At 65.4% G+C, this 17,485-nt stretch carries 19 protein-coding genes; 9 read left to right on the forward strand and 10 right to left on the reverse strand.

Annotation, left to right across the window (positions count from 1 at the left end; genetic code table 11):
• The first annotated feature begins 126 nt into the window (after positions 1-126).
• From AC5Y5E_RS27695 to AC5Y5E_RS27705, 3 genes are all read left to right on the forward strand, one after another.
• On the forward strand, positions 127-1,683 hold the full coding sequence (locus AC5Y5E_RS27695) for a succinic semialdehyde dehydrogenase (RefSeq protein ID WP_499906750.1): 1,557 nt from the start codon (positions 127-129) through the stop codon (positions 1,681-1,683).
• A gap of 160 nt (positions 1,684-1,843) precedes the next feature.
• Entirely contained in the window at positions 1,844-2,278 is a 435-nt protein-coding gene (locus AC5Y5E_RS27700; RefSeq protein ID WP_499906752.1) for a DUF4383 domain-containing protein, read from the forward strand.
• A gap of 82 nt (positions 2,279-2,360) precedes the next feature.
• Positions 2,361-2,741, forward strand: a complete 381-nt coding sequence (locus AC5Y5E_RS27705) for a DUF4189 domain-containing protein (protein WP_499906754.1) — start codon at positions 2,361-2,363, stop codon at positions 2,739-2,741.
• Here the strand turns inward: AC5Y5E_RS27705 and AC5Y5E_RS27710 are convergent.
• Positions 2,726-3,508, reverse strand: a complete 783-nt coding sequence (locus AC5Y5E_RS27710) for a Stf0 family sulfotransferase (RefSeq protein ID WP_499906756.1) — start codon at positions 3,506-3,508, stop codon at positions 2,726-2,728. The two genes, AC5Y5E_RS27705 and AC5Y5E_RS27710, sit on opposite strands and share 16 nt — an antisense overlap.
• 256 nt (positions 3,509-3,764) lie before the next feature.
• On the opposite strand from AC5Y5E_RS27710, the gene AC5Y5E_RS27715 reads away from it, so the two are divergent.
• From AC5Y5E_RS27715 to AC5Y5E_RS27725, 3 genes are all read left to right on the forward strand, one after another.
• A complete protein-coding gene (locus tag AC5Y5E_RS27715) occupies positions 3,765-4,634 on the forward strand; it encodes an LLM class F420-dependent oxidoreductase (protein WP_499906758.1) in 870 nt (289 codons plus the stop codon).
• Between the two features lie 66 nt (positions 4,635-4,700).
• Entirely contained in the window at positions 4,701-5,507 is an 807-nt protein-coding gene (locus tag AC5Y5E_RS27720; protein ID WP_499906760.1) for an SDR family oxidoreductase, read from the forward strand.
• 127 nt (positions 5,508-5,634) lie between these two features.
• Entirely contained in the window at positions 5,635-6,528 is an 894-nt protein-coding gene (locus tag AC5Y5E_RS27725; RefSeq protein WP_499906762.1) for a helix-turn-helix transcriptional regulator, read from the forward strand.
• A gap of 167 nt (positions 6,529-6,695) precedes the next feature.
• Here AC5Y5E_RS27725 and AC5Y5E_RS27730 read toward each other — a convergent pair whose 3' ends face one another.
• The 4 genes from AC5Y5E_RS27730 to AC5Y5E_RS27745 all read right to left on the reverse strand — a co-directional run bounded on the left by AC5Y5E_RS27730 (position 6,696) and on the right by AC5Y5E_RS27745 (position 9,482).
• The gene (locus tag AC5Y5E_RS27730; RefSeq protein WP_499906764.1) at positions 6,696-7,436 is read right to left on the reverse strand and encodes an SDR family NAD(P)-dependent oxidoreductase; all 741 of its coding nucleotides are present in this window, start codon (positions 7,434-7,436) and stop codon (positions 6,696-6,698) included.
• 52 nt (positions 7,437-7,488) lie between these two features.
• Positions 7,489-7,731 (reverse strand): hypothetical protein, encoded by a 243-nt coding sequence (locus AC5Y5E_RS27735; RefSeq protein WP_499906766.1) that lies wholly within the window; start codon positions 7,729-7,731, stop codon positions 7,489-7,491.
• 78 nt (positions 7,732-7,809) lie between these two features.
• A complete protein-coding gene (locus tag AC5Y5E_RS27740; protein WP_499906768.1) occupies positions 7,810-8,652 on the reverse strand; it encodes a DUF1707 SHOCT-like domain-containing protein in 843 nt (280 codons plus the stop codon).
• Positions 8,653-8,672: 20 nt separating this feature from the next.
• Entirely contained in the window at positions 8,673-9,482 is an 810-nt protein-coding gene (locus tag AC5Y5E_RS27745; RefSeq protein ID WP_499906770.1) for a DUF1707 SHOCT-like domain-containing protein, read from the reverse strand.
• Between the two features lie 113 nt (positions 9,483-9,595).
• On the opposite strand from AC5Y5E_RS27745, the gene AC5Y5E_RS27750 reads away from it, so the two are divergent.
• The gene (locus AC5Y5E_RS27750; protein WP_499906772.1) at positions 9,596-10,777 is read left to right on the forward strand and encodes an aldose epimerase family protein; all 1,182 of its coding nucleotides are present in this window, start codon (positions 9,596-9,598) and stop codon (positions 10,775-10,777) included.
• On the opposite strand, the gene AC5Y5E_RS27755 is transcribed toward AC5Y5E_RS27750, so the two are convergent.
• Positions 10,778-11,263: a pyridoxamine 5'-phosphate oxidase family protein gene (locus AC5Y5E_RS27755; RefSeq protein WP_499906774.1), complete on the reverse strand. Its 486-nt coding sequence runs from the start codon at positions 11,261-11,263 to the stop codon at positions 10,778-10,780.
• Positions 11,264-11,454: 191 nt separating this feature from the next.
• Here AC5Y5E_RS27755 and AC5Y5E_RS27760 point away from each other — a divergent pair, with 191 nt between their 5' ends.
• On the forward strand, positions 11,455-12,768 hold the full coding sequence (locus AC5Y5E_RS27760; RefSeq protein ID WP_499906776.1) for a cytochrome P450: 1,314 nt from the start codon (positions 11,455-11,457) through the stop codon (positions 12,766-12,768).
• A 1-nt stretch (position 12,769) separates the two neighbouring features.
• Here AC5Y5E_RS27760 and AC5Y5E_RS27765 read toward each other — a convergent pair whose 3' ends face one another.
• Positions 12,770-13,672, reverse strand: coding sequence for an alpha/beta fold hydrolase (locus tag AC5Y5E_RS27765; protein WP_499906778.1), 903 nt, complete (start codon positions 13,670-13,672; stop codon positions 12,770-12,772).
• Positions 13,673-13,839: 167 nt separating this feature from the next.
• Here AC5Y5E_RS27765 and AC5Y5E_RS27770 point away from each other — a divergent pair, with 167 nt between their 5' ends.
• Positions 13,840-14,187 carry a thioesterase family protein gene (locus tag AC5Y5E_RS27770; RefSeq protein WP_499906780.1) on the forward strand — a complete coding sequence of 116 codons (348 nt, stop codon included), beginning with the start codon at positions 13,840-13,842 and terminating at the stop codon, positions 14,185-14,187.
• 49 nt (positions 14,188-14,236) lie between these two features.
• On the opposite strand, the gene AC5Y5E_RS27775 is transcribed toward AC5Y5E_RS27770, so the two are convergent.
• The 3 genes from AC5Y5E_RS27775 to AC5Y5E_RS27785 all read right to left on the reverse strand — a co-directional run bounded on the left by AC5Y5E_RS27775 (position 14,237) and on the right by AC5Y5E_RS27785 (position 17,478).
• Entirely contained in the window at positions 14,237-15,643 is a 1,407-nt protein-coding gene (locus AC5Y5E_RS27775) for an MFS transporter (protein WP_499906892.1), read from the reverse strand.
• Between the two features lie 464 nt (positions 15,644-16,107).
• Positions 16,108-16,797 carry an MIP/aquaporin family protein gene (locus tag AC5Y5E_RS27780; protein WP_499906782.1) on the reverse strand — a complete coding sequence of 230 codons (690 nt, stop codon included), beginning with the start codon at positions 16,795-16,797 and terminating at the stop codon, positions 16,108-16,110.
• 93 nt (positions 16,798-16,890) lie between these two features.
• The gene (locus tag AC5Y5E_RS27785; RefSeq protein ID WP_499906784.1) at positions 16,891-17,478 is read right to left on the reverse strand and encodes a TetR/AcrR family transcriptional regulator; all 588 of its coding nucleotides are present in this window, start codon (positions 17,476-17,478) and stop codon (positions 16,891-16,893) included.
• Between the last annotated feature and the right edge of the window lie 7 nt (positions 17,479-17,485).

Consider the following 17,485-nt stretch of genomic DNA (forward strand, 5'->3'; position numbering starts at 1 on the left):
CCCGGGGACCGCGAGGCCGCGTGACGTGCCGCGGGGCAACCGGACCGTGCCCCAACCGTTACCGGCCCGGGTCCGCCGGGCCTAGGCTGGTGTTTTGCACGCTTGCGTTTTTCGAGAGGTAACGACATGTCCGCACCGTCAGCCGAGGTCTTCGACCGCCTGCGACAACTGGTCGCGATCAAGGACACCACCGCACGCGAGACCAAGACGATCGACGAGGTTTTCACCGGAAAACCCCTGACCACGATCCCCATCGGCACCGCCGCCGACGTCGAGGCGGCGTTCGCCGAGGCCCGCGCGGCGCAGGTCGACTGGGCGAAGCGGCCGGTCGCCGAGCGGGTGGATGTCATCCGCCGCTATCGCGACCTGGTCGTCGAGAACCGGCAGTTCCTGATGGACCTCCTGCAGGCCGAGGCGGGCAAGGCCCGATGGGCGGCGCAGGAGGAAATCGTCGACCTGATGGCCAACGCCAACTATTACGTGAACGTGGCCGCCGGTTTGTTGAAGCCGCGCAAGGTGCAGGCGCTGCTCCCGGGTGTCGGCAAGACCACGGTCATCTACCAGCCCAAGGGCGTGGTCGGGGTGATTTCGCCGTGGAACTACCCCATGACGCTCACCGCGTCCGACTCGGTGCCCGCGCTGGTGGCCGGCAACGCGGTGGTACTCAAGCCCGACAGCCAGACGCCGTATTGCGCGCTGGCGTGCGCCGAGCTGTTGTACCGGGCCGGGCTGCCGCGGGCGCTGTACGCGATCGTGCCCGGTCCGGGTTCGGTGGTCGGCACCGCGATCATCGAGAACTGCGACTACCTGATGTTCACCGGCTCGACCGCCACCGGCAGGCAGCTCGCCGAGCACGCGGGCCGCCGGCTCATCGGCTTCTCGGCCGAACTCGGGGGCAAGAACGCGATGATCGTCACGCGCGGCGCCAACCTGGACAAGGCCGCCAAGGCGGCCACCCGCGCGTGCTTCTCCAACGCGGGCCAGCTGTGCATCTCCATCGAGCGGATCTACGTCGAAAAGGACGTCGCCGACGAGTTCACCAGCAAGTTCGGCGCGGCGGTGCGAAACATGAAGCTCGGCAGCGCCTACGACTTCTCGGTCGACATGGGCAGTTTGATCTCGGCGAGCCAGCTGGACACCGTGACCGACCACGTGGACGACGCGAAAGCCAAGGGCGCCAAGGTGATTGCCGGCGGCAAGGCGCGACCCGACATCGGGCCGCTGTTCTACGAGCCGACGGTGCTCACCGACGTCACGCCGGAGATGGAGTGTGCGGCCAACGAGACGTTCGGGCCGCTGGTGTCCATCTATCCCGTCGCCGATGTGGATGAGGCCGTCGAGAAGGCCAACGACACCGAGTACGGGCTCAACGCCAGCGTGTGGGCCGGGTCCACCGCCGAGGGCCAGGAGATCGCCGCCCGGTTGCGGTCGGGAACGGTGAACGTCGACGAGGGTTACGCGTTCGCCTGGGGCAGCCTCGGCGCGCCGATGGGCGGGATGGGCCAGTCGGGCGTCGGCCGCCGCCACGGTGCCGAGGGCCTGCTGAAATACACCGAATCGCAGACGATCGCGGCGGCGCGCGTGTTCAATCTCGATCCGCCCCTTGGCATTCCGTCGACGCTATGGCAGAAGTCGCTGGTGCCCGTCGTGCGCACGATGATGAAGCTCCCCGGGCGGAAGTGACTCCGGGGCTTCGGAGGGCCGCCGCGACACTTACGCCACACACACGACACGCCGACGAGAGTGTTCGTAGTTGCAGTCTCGACGCGCAGATCCTCGATTGTCAGCGTCTACTACCGAGCGTAGTATCTGGGCTATCCCACCATGCACAAGGAGGTGCAATGTGAGGTGGAGTTTTGCCCAGATCGGGCTGCTGATCATCTGTGTTCTGCACGTCATCCAGGCGGTGGTCGGGTTCATCATGGAGCCCAGCTTCGCGACCGGGCCGGGTGCGCCAACGGTTCAACTGCTAGGAATGGACTACAACGGCTGGCATGCGGTCGCCGGGCTGGCGTTGTTCGGCCCGGGCCTGGTGTTCGCGCTCCGCAAGTCGTGGGCCGTGCTGTACCTGATCGCCGCGGCGATCGCCGGTGCGCTGCCGGGCATTTGGGCCTTCTTCTCGCATCAGGTCGCGTTCGTCTTCACCTTCCCCAACAACACCACCGATGCCGTGGTGCACTTGGTGACGGCGGCGGTGATGCTCGCGGTGGCGGCCGTGCAGATCCGGTTGGACGGTGGATTGCGCAACTCGCTCGCCGACCTGCGGAAGGCGCGCTAACGCCAAGGATCTTTTGAGGATCTCCCAAGCGGCGTAACTGATGGTGAGTTCGTCCACCAAAACGACTCACGAGGTTTCCGCTATGACACGCCACCGCGTCTACGCCCTGATCGCCTTAACCGCCTTCGCCTTCATCGGCGCCGCGTTCGTGGCGTCGCCCGCCGCGCAGGCCGCGGCCGTCGACCGTTACGCCGTCATCGCCTACTCCCCCGTCACCGGCTGGACGGGCTGGGCCAACAACGCCAGCACCATGGAGGAGGCCACCCACATCGCGCTGGGCAACTGCCAGCGGCACGGCACGGGCTGCACCGTCGCGGGGTGGACCCGAAACCGTTGCGTCGCTTTGGCTCTCGGGCCCGGCGGGTGGGGCGCCGACTGGGGCTCGACCGCGCCGGCCGCTCAGACCGCCGCCCTGGCCAAGGTCTCCTCGGGCCGCATCGCCGAGGTTCACTGCACCGGGTAGCCGCGGCCCTCGTCGTCGATTCGTCGCCGCCAGTGTTCGTTGATGTGGTCGGACTGACGCTCGAGCGGGGGTGTGGGAATGCCGGCGGCCTGTGCGGGATCCGCGCCGAGAAACTTTAGGACGCGCGCAATCTCCCCGCGATAGTCCGCGTCGAGCTCCTCGTACCGGACCGTCAGAACTTTGGGGCGCCGGGTGGTGAAGTAGTTGTTCCACGCCGCCTGTTCGGCCGCGAGGCCGCGTTCGATCTCGGCGATCTGCTCGCGCGTCGGCGTCGCGCCGGTGAGGTCCAGCGCGGAGCGGTCGGGCCTCGGCCGGCCCAGATAGAGCCCCCACGGGCGTTCTTTCTCCGACGGGCCGGGCGAACGAAACCATTCACCGGTGGTTTCGGCACGAAACAGCGATATCGCCTGCGCGCGCCGATCGGCGCGGACGATGTTGACAAAAACCGCTGTGGGAAAGAGCGTCTCGAGAACGGCACCCGGGTCTGCACCGTGCTCCAGCGCTTGCGCCAGCGAGACGACGTCGCGCCAGTGAATCTTGGCGCCCCAAACGCCGTTGTCCGTCGCCGCGAACGCCATGACCCTCGTCAGGTATTCGGACCACGAGCAGTCCGTCGGCAGCCCCAGATCTTCCTTGTAGGCCGCAATATGGTCCGCCGCGAAGTACTCTTCGGGCCGCCCGGCGACTCCCGTCGCGACGAGGCCGGCGGCCAGCAGCGAACTACCCGAACGGGGGGTTGAGGCGATGAGATAGGTCGCGGGTCGCATATACCTCCTCGGGCGTGTCATTGCAGCGTAGGCGCCGTTGGGCGGGACCGGGGAAGCGATTACTGACTGTGACACGTTGTTCTGGCCCATTGCGGTTCGCGGTGGCCCCCGTTTGCCGAATCGCCGGTGTGCTTGTAACGGATTGAGTTGGCCCAAAGGGTGGCTCTCACAGTCCCTGTATCACCAGGATCTCCCGGACATCTGAAACGCCTGTCAACCTGGTTGGGTCGGCGCCCAGCTACACAGAGGAGAAGGAATGGATCTGGGGTTGCATTATTTGAACTTTTCAGAGCCTCCCGATGTAGCCATGATCGCCACAACCCTCGCGGCGACGGCCGAACTCGCTGACGAGCAAGGGTTTGCGGAGTTCAGCGTTGTCGATCATTTCTTTCAGACGGAGCACGTCGCCCCCGCTGAGGGGCCGATGTTAGAGGCGTACACGACACTGGCTTTTGTTGCCGCGCGTACAAGACGAGTGCGTCTGGTCGCTCTGGTGACTGGAGTTCTGCACCGTTACCCGGGCGTGCTCGCCAAAACTGTTGCGACCCTCGATGTGCTTTCTGGCGGCCGTGCCCTACTCGGACTCGGAGCCTCCTGGTACGACCGCGAACAACGTGGGCTCGGGGTGCCGGTCGTATCGGTGAAGGAGCGATTTGAACGGCTGGAGGAGACCCTGCAGATTTGCCTGCAGATGTGGAGCGACAATAACGGGCCATACCGGGGTAGCCACTACCAGCTCGACGAAACGCTTTGCAATCCGACATCTTTGACGGGATCTCGACCACCAATCCTGCTGGGCGGCAATGGGGAACGCAAGACCTTGCTGTTGGTTGCGCGCTACGCCGACGCGTGCAACCTGATCGCGACGGACGTCGACGAAATCGCCCACAAACTGGCGGTGCTGCGAGCGCACTGCGAGGCCGAGGGTCGAGACTACAACGCCATTCGGAAGACGGCCATTTATCTAAACTTCGGACAAGTACTCGAGAACACCGCACAGTTTCTCACCGACGCCCGGCGGTACGCGGCGCTCGGCATTTCGCACCTCAATGTCATACCGGACCGTCATCCGCTGGAATTCACCGAGCGTGCAGCCCAGTTGGTACCCACGCTTGCGGAGCTGTAACAAGACTCGCTGGAACAGCTGCGTAATTCTGCACGCATTCTTCCACGACAGAAGGGACGGAGACCGGTGACGGACAACCAATTCGCCACTCACACAGAACTTTTCGATCTGAGTGGGAAGTACGCCGTTGTCACTGGCGGCACCAGCGGCATTGGGATGATGATAGCGCGCGGCCTTCTCCAGGCCGGCGCCCGCGTCGTCATCAGCTCACGCAAGGCAGAGACGTGCGCAGAGGCACAGCATTTACTGTCCGAATTCGGTGACGTTCGAGCAATCCCCGCCGACCTGTCCAGGCACGACGAGTGTCAGCGCCTCGCTGATCTTGTCAAGGTGGACTCGGAACGCCTGGACATCCTCGTCAACAACGCGGGAGCAATGTGGCGCGAGCCGCTAGCGACGTTCCCGGACGAGGCCTGGGACACCGTGATCGACCTCAACCTCAAGTCGCCGTTCTGGCTGGTGCAGGCGTTGCTCCCCGCGCTCCGCAGGGCGGGCACGGCCGATGATCCCGCGCGGATCATCAACATCGGCAGTATCGCCGCCATCCACGTCGCCCAGTCGCCCAACTACTCATACGCCAGCAGCAAAGCGGCACTCCATCAACTCACCAGAGTGCTTGCCAGAGAGCTGGGCCCACAGCACGTCACGGTGAACGCGGTAGCACCGGGACCGTTCCCGTCGCAGATGATGGCGTCCACGCTCGATGCCATCGGCGACACGATCGCCGCGGCGGCCCCTCTGCGCCGGCTCGGCCGCGACGACGACATGGCGGGTATCGCCGTGTTTCTCGCCAGCCGGGCTGGGTCCTACCTCACGGGCGCCATCATCCCGGTCGACGGCGGCATCGCTACGACCGCATCGGGTACGCCCTAGGGGTCGGCGCGAGGCTTTGCCGGCCGCCGACGGCCCCTCGAGAACACCCGGACGCCAGGTCTCAACGCGGTCGTCGGGGTACCCGCAGTGCCTCCCTTACACCGCGAAACGCGCATACCGTGAGGGGATGGCCACGATGAATCTGCGTACCGATATCCGGGAGTTTCTCAGCTCGCGTCGCGCCCGCATCACACCCGAGCAGGCGGGCCTGCCCGCTTACGGCGGCAATCGTCGGGTCAAAGGTCTGCGTCGCGAGGAGGTAGCGCTTCTGGCGGGGGTATCAGTCGACTACTACGTGCGCATGGAGCGCGGCAGCCTGGCCCGTGCCTCCGATGGAGTCCTCGACGCGGTGGCCTCTGCCCTTCAACTCGACGAGGCCGAGCGCGATCACCTGTTCCACCTCGCACGCCAATCCGGGGCGCCCAGCGGCCCACGCCGGCACAAGCCGGCCCTGACGGTGCGCTCGACCCTGCAGCAGGTGCTCGACGCCATCTCCGATGCGCCGGCCTGGATCCTAAACGGACGATGTGACGTGCTCGCCACGAATCAACTCGCCCGCGCGCTGTATGCACCGGTGCTGGCCGACCCCCGACGGCCCGCGAACACAGCGCGGTTCGTCTACCTAGCTGCCGAGGCGGCCAGAGATTTCTTTGTCGACTACGACCAAATTGCCCGTGACACGGCCGCGAAGCTACGCATGGAAGCTGGCCGCAATCCGCACGACGAGGAGCTGATCGCCCTAATCGGCGAACTGTCAACGTGCAGTGAGCTATTCCGGCAGCGGTGGGCATCTCAGGACGTGCGGCTGCGCCGGTCCGGACGCAAGCGGGTGCACCATCCGATCGTGGGCCGGCTCGATTTGGACGTCGAGTCCCTCGAACTGCCCGCCGAGCCCGGCCTGCACCTCAACGTCTACACAGCACTCGCGGGCACGCCGACGGCTGACAATTTAGCGCTTCTGGCGTCGTGGGCGGCCACCCAACAGACGCTGGCGACCGAGCTCGAAGCACCCAACGGATAGCCCAACCCGTTCAGCAGTCACGGCGGCTCCGTGACCGGCGCGACCGCATGCGTGCTTGTCGAAACGTTCGATCACGCCGAGGGGGGCAGGGGCCAACGCCGCATCACCGGAAGAAAGGGCACAACCATGCCAAATCGGCCGGTGCACGAATCCCTGATCCCGGCGTACTAACCCGCGCCTTTGCCGTTGTCGACGCGGTAAACGGCGCCATGGACGGCGGCCGCGGCGTCGCTGGCGAGGAACGCGATCACGTTCGCGACGTCGAGTGGCTGCATCATGCCGCGCGGTGAGGCCGTGCGCAGGATCAGGTCGTAGTTCGGGTTCTCCGGCGCGCTGAACTGTTCGATCTGCGGGGTGAGCATGCCGCCCGGGCATACGGCGTTGACGCGCAGGCGATCCGCGGTGTATTCGACCGCCAGCGCGCGGGTCAGCCCGATCAGCCCGTGCTTGGCGGCGCAGTAGCCGGCCGAGTACGCCTGGCCCTCGACGCCGGCGATCGAGCCGACGTTGACGATGTTGCCGCCTCGTTCCAGCAGATGGGGCAACGCGGCCCGGCAGAGGTAGAACGGTCCGTTCAGGTTGACCGCGAGGTCTTGGGTCCAGTCGTCGTCGCTCATCGACTCGGTTCGGCGCATCTGGTGCTTGCCGGCGACGTTGACCAGAACGTCCAGTCCGCCGAACTCCTTGACGCACTGCTCTACCGCGTCCTTGCAGGCCGGCGCCGAAGCAACGTCGACCGAGGCATACGAGCCGCTTTCCACATCCTTGAATACCTCGGCCAAGCGCCCGATGTCGCGGCCGACGCCGAAAACCGTTGCGCCCTGGCGGGAAAACAGCCGGGCCGTTTCCGCGCCCAGGCCCGACGACGCGCCGGTGACGAACGCGACCTTGCCTTGCAGTGCTGACATAGTGGCCCTTCTTGGTGCGCTGACGGGCTTCACAGGCTACATTGCGCCCTCGTCAGGGCCGCATCCACGCCACCCCAGCCCGCAAGAAGTCAACCGGTCCAACGGTTCTCAGCCTGAAACGTCGCCGGGCGCGGCGCACTGCCACCAGTATGAGCAGGCTCATCGCCTGCTTACCCAGCGCGATCCGAGTCGTTCGCATCTTCCAGGTCGACGGCTTCGAGCCGGCTCGCCGGCCGGCGTAGTAGCCGATGCATGTCGCTGTTGCGAGCGCGCAGATCACCGCGACAACCGTCACGAAGATTGAGGCTCCTTGGTCGCGGTCGCGGGAAGGTCACGTGCGAGCTACACCTTGGCCAACAAGTGGTCGGCCCGATCAGAAGTCCGGCCGGATGCTGCCGTCGGCGTTGACCATGAGGTAGCGACCCGTGTAACCGTTGGTGACATAGAGCTCGATGCGCAGCGTCCCGTCTTCGGCAGCTTGAATTGAGATGTAATCCGGGTGGCCGCCGTCGACATGCAGGGTCTGGGGCGCCGCGCGAAGCGCGCTGATGACGGCCTGGACGTCGAACTTGCCGACGTCGCCAACCGTCGTGTCCATCGGCTTGCTGGCGCTGCTGCTGGCGCCCCAAAGGCCGTTCGCGTACGAGAATTCCACCGTCTTGTGCGCGTTGACCGAGTCGGGACGAATGATGGCGGCGCGTTCGGGATAGACCAGCAGCTCGTAGCCCATCGTGTCCCCGAACTTTGTCCGAATTTGTGCGACTACGTCCGACAGCCCTCCCACCGTCATCAGTTGTTCTGGTGCCGGTGGCGGTGTCGATGACTGCGGCGGTGCGACGGTTGGTGCCGCTGTTGGGGGCGGCGGCGCGGCTACCGCCGGGCTGGCGGCGGCCGGCTGGGCGCGATCGGGCGCGGTATTGCCGTACAGAGCCCAGGCGATGGCGACGCCCAGAAGCGCCACCACCAGCAGCACGGCGATCCGTACCCCTCGGCGGCGGGCCAGCGATTTCAGGTTCGGGAATTGGGCTGGGGCGCGGCGGATCTGCAGGTCGGACACCAGCGACTGCAGCTCGCCGAGGGTGGTGGCGTTGGTCGCAGCGCTCACCCGCTGGCGGTGCTCCTCCATCGACAGCTGGCCGTCGCTCAGCGCTAGATCGAGCAGCTGGCAGGTGTCGACGCGGTTGCCGTCGGTAGCCCGGGTGTTTGCGGTGGCCACGGGAAGATCCTAGAGGTGGATCAGTTGGTAAGAGGTTTGATCGCCTGGACGGTGCCGTCCGCGTTGAGCTCGATATAGCCGCCGTCGCGGCCTCTGAATACGTACACCGACAGGGCGAGGCCGCCGTCCTTGGCGGATTCGATCATCAGGTAGGTGTTGGTGGCGCCGGGCACCTGGACGGCCTGCGGTGCCCCGCGCATTACGTTGACCACTTCCGGCACGTTGAATTTGCTCAGGTCACCGGCGATCGAGCTGGGCGGGATGGCGCTGGCGCCCTGCTTCGCCCAGCCGCTGCCGGTGTAATGGTAGGTCACCGAGTGCTGCGCGTCTTGGGGGTCGGGACGGTCGAGGTCCGCGTGATCGGCGTAGACCACCAGCCGGTAGCCCATGGTGTCACCGATCTCTTTCCGCATTTGCGCCAATAGCCCTGTCAGACCGTCGACGGTCTGCAGTTGCAGCGGTGGTGGCGGTGGCGGCGGCGGGGTGACCGCCACGGTGCTGGTGGCACTTGGAGGTGGCGCGGATGACGACGAAGTGGTGTTGCCGATCAGTTTCCAGCCGATACCGAGGCCCGCGAGCGCCAACACCGCGACGCCGGCTACCAGGATGCTCCGTCGACTGGCCGGCTTCGGGGGCTGGGCCGGGGCGCTGTGGATCTGCAGGTCTTCCACAAGCGACTCGAGTTCGCCGACAGTGGCCGCACGGCGCGCGGCGCTCACCCGTTGGCGATATTCCTCCATCGAGAGCTGGCCGTCGCTGAGCGCCGCGTCCAGCACTCGTCCGGTCTCGTCGCGGTCACTGTCGGTAGCCCTGATGTATCCGGCGGCCACGAGGGTGAGCGTAACCGAGGACGTGCGAGGTCGACGCCGACAAGGCTGAGTGTTCCGATCAATCGATCCGCGCGTTGCTGGCGCTATGTTCGGTACGAGTGTGAGGGGAGCCGATGCGCGGCAGACGATTACTTCGACCGATCGCCATCGCCGGTGTGGCGGGGTTGGCGGCGTGTAGCAGCTCCACTACGGGCAGTGGCAATGCCTCGATCCCCGCCGGACCGCCGTCGATCACCAGCGAGCCGTTCGGTCAGGTGGATGGCAATCCGGTGACCCGCTACGAGCTCACCACCGGGCGCGGCACGCGTGTGCGAATCCTGAACTACGGCGGCATCATTCAGTCCATCGAGGTGCCCGATCGCGCCGGAATCGTCGACAATGTGGTGCTGGGCTTTCCGACCCTGGCCGGCTACGTGAACAACACCGGATCCGCCAAGACCTATTTCGGCGCGATCATCGGCCGCTACGGCAACCGGATCGCCAAGGGAGCGTTCACGTTGAACGGCAGCGAGTATCACGTGCCGACCAACAACAACGGCAACAGCCTGCATGGCGGCACCGCGGGCTTCGACACGAAGGTGTGGCAGGCCGGTCCGCAGAACGGTGGGGACAGCGTCGCCCTCAAGCTCGAATATGTCAGTCCCGCAGGCGAAATGGGCTATCCCGGGACGCTGACGACCACCGTCACCTACACGCTGGACCAGAACAACGAACTGCGCATCGACTACCGCGCGACCACCGACGCGCCGACCGTGATCAACCTGACCAATCACAGCTACTTCAACCTGGCCGGTGAGGACACGCTCGACGTCTACGACCAGAAGGTCACAATCCATGCCGACAACTACCTTCCGACCGACCCCACGCAGATACCGACCGGGCAGATCGCCCCGGTGCAGGGCACACCCTTCGACTTCACGTCACCGAGCGCGATCGGCGCGCGTATCACCGCGAATGACCCGCAGCTGTTGCTCGCCCACGGCTACGACCACAACTGGGTGATCAACCGCGGCAACAACACCGGGCTGGTCGAGGCGGCCAAGGCCCAAGACCCCAAGTCGGGGCGCACCCTGACGGTCTTAACAACCGAGCCCGGCGTGCAGTTCTACACGTCCAACTTCCTCGACGGGGCGCTCACGGGCACCAGCGGGCACAGCTACCGGCAGGGCGCCGGATTCACGATGGAGACCCAGCACTACCCCGATTCGCCGAATCACCCGACCTTCCCGACCACCACGCTCGACCCGGGCCAGACCTACGATTCGACAACCGTTTTTGCGTTCGGCGCCCAGTGACTACCCATCGTTGACGAGGTCCGCAAGGAACGCGGGTAACCGGCCGGCGCCGAAGTCATAAAACCGCGCCCAGCGCGGCTCGATCGAGATGCGCACCATCTCCGGATACGTCGACCGCACGTTGCGTTCGAACTCGGCAAGCTGCGCTTCGTCCATCGACTTCCTCGCCGCGGCGAGGTACTCGTCGGTGACGCCGTCGACGGTTTGCAATGTGGCAAGGCCACGCACCAACAGCGCCTTGGCCTCTTCCGGGGTGGAGCCGGTGTCGATCGTCAACGCGACTTCCGGGCGGGAGGAAACCGCGCGGACTTTCGGCGAGGTCGGTGCCGTCGAGACAACGATGCGTTCGCCGGTCCAGTAGAACCCGACGGGGATGACTCGCGGGAAGCCGTCGTGGCCGTTGTAGGCGAGCCGCGCCATTGAACCGGCGAGCAATTTCTGGGCGTCGGGGTGGCCGAGCTCCCGAGCCAACTCCTGCTTGTCCATCACACCCGTATAGCTACCCGGTGCGGACGCAGGTGGATCGTCCGGGGCCAAACAAGGCTGGTAAGCCGTCATGTCCCGTCGGAATGGCCTGCCGCAATTGTGCAATCCCGCCAGATTCCGGCGCGTTTCTTTGACGCGTATCGCCGCCCGTTGACCGCTAGCCTCATCGGTAGCCGAAGGCAGGGGCGAATATGAATGCCGACGTCAAGACCCGGGTGCATTGGCTGCTGGGATATGGACTGCCGCGTTGGACGCTGAAATTGCTCGCGCGTCGGGGCGATCCTTTTTCCCAGCTGTTAATCGAGGGCGGGCCGCCCGGCGAAGTGTATCGACTTGTTGAGCAGATACGCCGGCGCGGGCGTGTCTCCGCGGTGATTGGCGGGTGGGTCACCGCCGACGCGCAGATTGTTCGGGACGTGCTGCGCGACGACAGGTTCCGGACGTCGAAGCCACGGGACCGCTCACCGTTTCCCGTCGTTCAGCGGATGCTGGCGAGAACGAACCCCGGTGTCCTGAATGGGGTGGAGCCGCCGTCGCTGCTTGTTGCCGATCCGCCCGAGCATGCGCGGTTGCGTCGCTTGGTGTCGCGGGCATTCACTCCTAGGGCGATCGAGGGACTTCGTCAGGGTATTCAGGAGATCGCCGACACCCTGCTCGACGATCTCGAAGGCAAAAGCCAATGCGATTTGATCGCCGCCTACGCCTCTCAAATCCCCATCGCCGTCATCGTCGAGATGCTGGGCATTTCTCGCGACGAGGCGCCACACCTCCAAACATTCGCCGAGCCCGGCACCAAAATCCTTAACAGCACGTCGCCGTCCTGGCGCGAATACCGGACCGCCATCGCGGCGCTGCGCGAGTTCGAAAGCTACCTCGCCGCGCATATCGAGCGCCTCCGTCGGGGCGGCGGGGACGGCAGTATCCTTTCGGCGGTTTTGGAGGATGGCGACCTCACCGAGACCGAGGTCAGGATGTTCGCGGGGCTGCTGCTGGGCGCCGGGTTCATCACCACCACCCATGCGTTCGGCAACGCGGTGGTGGCGCTCGTCGGGCACCGCGATCAGCTGGCCCGGCTCCAGGAGCAACCGGACGGCTGGGCGAACGCGGTCGAGGAGGTGCTGCGCTACGACTCCGTCGCGCACATCGCGGCCCGGGTGGCCACCGAAACCGTTGAGCTCGACGGGCATACCCTGCAGGAAGGCTCGACGATCTTCCTTCTGATTGGCGGGGCCAACCGCGATCCCGCCGTCTTCGAGCGTCCCGACGAGTTCGACACTGCCCGCGCCAACGCCCGCGAGCACATCAGCTTCGGCAGCGGCATCCACAGCTGCCTCGGCGCATCGCTCGCGCGCATGGAACTGCAGATCGGGCTGCAAGCGCTGTTCGAACGCTTCCCCCAACTGGCCCTCGCCGGCGAGCCGATCCCGAACGACAGCACCCTGCTGCGCGGGATCAAGGAGTTGCCCGTCACCCTCGGGCCGGCGACGGTCGACCTTGCCCGATGAGTTAGCCGGCGGTGACGCGGTCGATGTGGGCGAGGAAGTGCCGTAAGACTTCCTCGGGCGCTTCGAGTTGTGGCCAGTGCCCGATGTCGTCGGCGAGCATCACCACGTCGGCGTCGGGGATCACCTCGGCGTAGCGGCGCGCCATGTGCGCACCGGAGTTGGGGTCGACCGGCCCGTCAATCAGCCGCATCGGGACCGCGGTCTGCCGCATCGCGCGCACCCACCGATTGCGATGCGTGTAGCGGTCCTTGATGAACCGGCCGACCTTGTGCAACACCCGCCGGCCGTCGTTGTAGTCCAAGATCTGGTTGAACACGCTCATCATGTGCGGGGTCGGTTTGGTGTTGGGGCCGAACATCTCGCGCATTGTCGGCTCGAGCAGTCGTCGTGCCAGCGGGCTGCCCTGCACCGGGCCGAACAGGTCGCCCAGCGGGGTGCCCGACATCAGCTTCTGGGCCGCCCGGGGCGTGTAGGCCTCGATGAACATGCCGCCGTTGAGCCAGGTGATCGAGTCGATGCGCCATTGGCCGTACGTCTGTTGGCCGAACTCGTGGCGCGCCAACAGTTCTTGGCCCACGGAGTCGCCGATGTCGTGGGCCAGAATGTGCGCGTTGTGGATGTCCAGGTGCTGTAGGAGCGCCTCGTGCATGTCGGCGTGGTCGCGCACCGAGTATTGGTAGTTTGTCGGTTTGGCGGAGAATCCCATGCCCATCATGTCAGGTGCGATGACGGTGAAGCGCTTTATCAGCGTGGGCCAGATCGGCGCCCAGTCAAACGAATTGAATGGATAGCCGTGGATCAGCAGCAGCGGAGGTCCGCTGCCCTCGACGCGGTAGAAGACGTCGAAGCCGAGGTGGTCGAAGTGCTGGCCCGAGTCCAGCCAGCGTTTCAGTTCAGCGTCCATGACGGTCATCATGCGCCGACCCGATTGGCTAACCCTCATCGGGGAGGTTCGCGAGGAACCCGTATTCGTCCATCGACCTCCTGGCTGCAGCCAGATACTCGTCGGTGACGCGGTCGGCGAAGGCTTAGCGGCGACAGGGATATTCCCGAGCGAGCTAGCGTGTAGTGATGCACTACCAAGTGACTGACGCCGACACAGCCGCGGAGATCGGCAGCGGTGATGTGCCGGTGCTCGCGACTCCACGGCTCATTGCATGGCTGGAAGCGGCCACGGTGCAAGCCGCCGCGCCCTTCACCGGCCCTGGCCAGACGACCGTTGGCACCGCGGTGCGCATCGAGCACCGGCGCGCGACCCACGTAGGCGGCACCGTAGAGGTCACCGCCGAGGCGCGATCGCCGGGCGACGGGCGACTCCTGACGTTCGAAGTGCAGGCGGTTGACGATTCGGGACAGCTTGTTGCTCGCGGCGAAATCGATCGCGTAATAGTTGACCGCGAAAAGTTCCTCCGCCGGTGACCAAGATGTGGCGCACCGTCGCCACTCTCAGTGACCCCGACCGTGCCAGTTAAGAACTACTGGTCTCGACGAGCGGTAATTCGGACAGTTCTGATTTCGCCCCGGCGGCGGGGCGCCGCACGTAGACCCACCACGTCAGCCCCGACCCGACGAGGTAGCACACCAAGAAAAAGCAGAACGCCGTCGTTTCCGAGCCTGTGGTCAGATAGGACTGTCTCAGTGCCAGATTGATCAATACACCGCCGAGCGTGCCGACCGCGGCGACGATTCCGATCACGGCGCCGGACATCGCGCGGGCCCAGTGGCGGCGTTCGGCCTCGGCGGCTTTCATCGAGTGGCTGCGCGATTCGAAAACCGCCGGGATCAGCTTGTACACGGCCCCGTTGCCGATCCCGCACAAGACAAAAAGTGCCATAAAGCCGACGATGTAGCCGGTCATGGTGGTGACGCTCAAAGGGCCAGAGCGATTGTCGGCGTGTGCGCTCACCACGATCAGCGCGCTGACGGCAGCGATCATGGCAAATAGAGCTCCCAGGGTGACGGTACCTCCGCCGAGCCGGTCCGAGAGCCTGCCGCCGTACATCCGGGCCAACGACGCGAGCAGCGGTCCGAGGAAGGCGACGCGGGCGGCGTGCAAGGACGCCTGCAGCGCACCTTGCCCGGCGGCCATGTAGTTAATTTGCAGCACCTCGCCGAAGGCGAACGAAAATCCGATAAACGAGCCGTAGGTCGCGACGTAGAGCGTCGCCAGGATCCAGGTGTCGCGCCGTACCAGAGCCGCTCGCGTGGGTTTGTGCTCGGCGCGGGGCAATTCCATGTTGTCCAGGAAGCATGCCGACCCGAGCGCGGCCACCGACAACAGCACCAGATAGATCGCGCATACCCAGTAGGGCTGCCGGTTGCCGGCGGTCGCGAGCACCAGCAAACCGATGACCTGGATCATCGGCACCCCAATGTTCCCACCGCCACCGGCAATGCCCAGCGCCGCGCCCTTGAGTCGCTGAGGGTAGAAGACGTTCACATTGGCAACCGCCGCGGAGAAATTGCCGCCGCCCATACCAGTTAGCGCCGCACACCCCAGATACATCCATAACGGCCGACCGGGGTCGGCCAGCAACAGAATCGTGCCGAGTGTCGGGATCAACAGCACCAGCGAAGAGAACAGCATCCAATTGCGGCCGCCGAACTTGGCCACCGCCGCCGCGTACGGGATGCGCAGGCAGGCGCCGACGAGGGTGGCGGTGGCACCCAGCAGAAGCTTGTCGGCCGGCGAAAGGCCGTACACAGATCTGGGCATGAACAACACCATCACCGACCAGATCGACCAGACCGAGTAGCCGACGTGCATCGCGAACACAGACCAGATCAGGTTCCGCCGGGCGATCTTCTTATTGCCGGCCTCCCAAGCCGCGAGGTCCTCGGGATCCCAATTCGAAATGCGTTGCGCCCGACTCATCGACAATCCCCCAAAATTCCGTGACCAAGAGCAGCTCACGATGACGCTAAGCACGAAAGCTCCAAGGTGACGTACGAGTACCTGTGAGTTGACAACGAATTCAGCCCATTGGGCACTGCAACTCTGCTGAAATCGCAATCGATACAAAGTAATTCTCGCTCGATAAGCCAAAGTTGTTAATCGTCAACGCCTTACACGTGGGCAGAAGGCCCACGCACGTCATTTCATCCCGTCAGTCGACGGTGACGAAGTTATGAGACGGTTAGGACTAGATCGATCCGACTGCGCCATGGCTCATCGGGAAAGATTCGTCGCGCTGCTGCTCGACAACGAGTTCCCCCCTCCACTCGCCGCGCGCTCGTACGCGACGTTGACTCCGGCCGGCGGAGACGCCGAGCAGGAGCCCAATCCCGATGTCCACGGGAGCGGCTGGCTGCCCTCGCAATTGGGCCCATGGTTGGCGGTTACTTGTCGTCGGGGTTGAGCACGCGGAACACCAGGCCGGCACAGGCGCCGGCAGCCAGTTGTGCGGCCACATAAATCAACGTCGACCAGGCGAACAGTCCCATCGCCGCGCCACCCACGACCACGGCGGGGTTGAAGGCGCCACCCGATATCCCGCCGACCGCGACGGCCCCGACCGCGACCGTGAACCCGATCGCCAGGCCGTAGAAGGAGTTATCGGTGTTGTCCTTGCTCGTGGCGACGTTGAGCACGACGTAGGCGAGCGCGAAGGTGAACAGCAACTCGACAACGAGCGCACTCGTCATGGCATGACCAGCCGGTGCGACGGCGCGGGCCTGCGAACCACTGACAACCGCGCGGACCACCGGAGCAGCCGCGACACCGCCGACGAGTTGGGCGATCCAGTAGCCGAACGCGTCGGTGCGGTCGATCCGGCCGCGGACGAGCGCAGCGAGCGTCACTGCCGGGTTGTAGTGGCCGCCGGAGATGTGGCCGCCGGCATACACCATCACCATCAGCGCCGACCCGATCGCCAGCGGAGCCAGCGCAGCGCCGCCGCGCACGCTGGCCCCGACGGTGAACACCAAGAAGAAGGTGCCGATCAACTCGACGGTCATCTTGCGGATCGTCGCGGGGCGATGCGCCGTCGACCGCGTCTTATGTTTGGTGATCGGAAAGGCGTTCGTCATGCATGGCTCCCTGTAAAACTGAACGTTTAGTTTCTAAATGCGATCAACGCGTGTCGCGGCGGTTGTGATCCCGCCGGATCTGTGAAATCGCTCTCAGCGCGCCAGGCCTCGGATCGCCGCGTCCACGATCGCGTCGGCGGCGTTGCGATCAAGCGCGGCGTGACCGGCGACCAGCCGGTACATCGCGGGCCCGAAGATCAGGTCGATCGCGGCCTCTGCGTCCACGTCGGGCCGCAGCTCCCCCCGGGCGATGCCGCGGTCCAAGATCGCCCGCACCAGTTCCCGTCGAGAGCCCACGAGCTGCTCCCGCAGTTCCTTGCCGATCTGGGGATCGAACTGCGCCTCCCCGATCAGTTGGGCAAACGCTCGGCCATTTTTGCTGCGGTAGAAGCGGATCAGACCCCGGAGCGCTTGTCGGAAGTCTTCCTCCGCCGACCCGGTGTCCGGGTCCGGCGACTCCTTCGCCATTTCCGACAGGAACGCCTCGACTGCCACCGCGTATTTGTTCGGCCACCACTTGTAGATCGTGGCCTTGCTCACGCCGGCGCGGGAGGCGATCTCGTCGGTCGTCATCGCACGCAGGCCCACCTCGTTGATCAATTCCGACGTGGCGCGCAGCACGGCCGAACGGGACTGCTCGCTACGTGGGCGGCCCGGACGAGACCTCGGATCCTCAGCCACCCGTCAC

Source organism: Mycobacterium sp. NGS54 (genome assembly GCF_059812465.1).

What these genes read in the sequence shown, in the direction of transcription:
- AC5Y5E_RS27695 (WP_499906750.1), top strand. Translation starts at nt 127, where the DNA reads ATGTCCGCACCGTCAGCCGAGGTCTTCGACCGCCTGCGACAACTGGTC.
- AC5Y5E_RS27705 (WP_499906754.1), top strand. Translation starts at nt 2,361, where the DNA reads ATGACACGCCACCGCGTCTACGCCCTGATCGCCTTAACCGCCTTCGCC.
- AC5Y5E_RS27710 (WP_499906756.1), bottom strand. Translation starts at nt 3,508, where the DNA reads ATGCGACCCGCGACCTATCTCATCGCCTCAACCCCCCGTTCGGGTAGT.
- AC5Y5E_RS27715 (WP_499906758.1), top strand. Translation starts at nt 3,765, where the DNA reads ATGGATCTGGGGTTGCATTATTTGAACTTTTCAGAGCCTCCCGATGTA.
- AC5Y5E_RS27725 (WP_499906762.1), top strand. Translation starts at nt 5,635, where the DNA reads ATGGCCACGATGAATCTGCGTACCGATATCCGGGAGTTTCTCAGCTCG.
- AC5Y5E_RS27730 (WP_499906764.1), bottom strand. Translation starts at nt 7,436, where the DNA reads ATGTCAGCACTGCAAGGCAAGGTCGCGTTCGTCACCGGCGCGTCGTCG.
- AC5Y5E_RS27750 (WP_499906772.1), top strand. Translation starts at nt 9,596, where the DNA reads ATGCGCGGCAGACGATTACTTCGACCGATCGCCATCGCCGGTGTGGCG.
- AC5Y5E_RS27755 (WP_499906774.1), bottom strand. Translation starts at nt 11,263, where the DNA reads ATGGACAAGCAGGAGTTGGCTCGGGAGCTCGGCCACCCCGACGCCCAG.
- AC5Y5E_RS27760 (WP_499906776.1), top strand. Translation starts at nt 11,455, where the DNA reads ATGAATGCCGACGTCAAGACCCGGGTGCATTGGCTGCTGGGATATGGA.
- AC5Y5E_RS27765 (WP_499906778.1), bottom strand. Translation starts at nt 13,672, where the DNA reads ATGGACGCTGAACTGAAACGCTGGCTGGACTCGGGCCAGCACTTCGAC.
- AC5Y5E_RS27770 (WP_499906780.1), top strand. Translation starts at nt 13,840, where the DNA reads ATGCACTACCAAGTGACTGACGCCGACACAGCCGCGGAGATCGGCAGC.
- AC5Y5E_RS27775 (WP_499906892.1), bottom strand. Translation starts at nt 15,643, where the DNA reads ATGAGTCGGGCGCAACGCATTTCGAATTGGGATCCCGAGGACCTCGCG.
- AC5Y5E_RS27780 (WP_499906782.1), bottom strand. Translation starts at nt 16,797, where the DNA reads ATGACGAACGCCTTTCCGATCACCAAACATAAGACGCGGTCGACGGCG.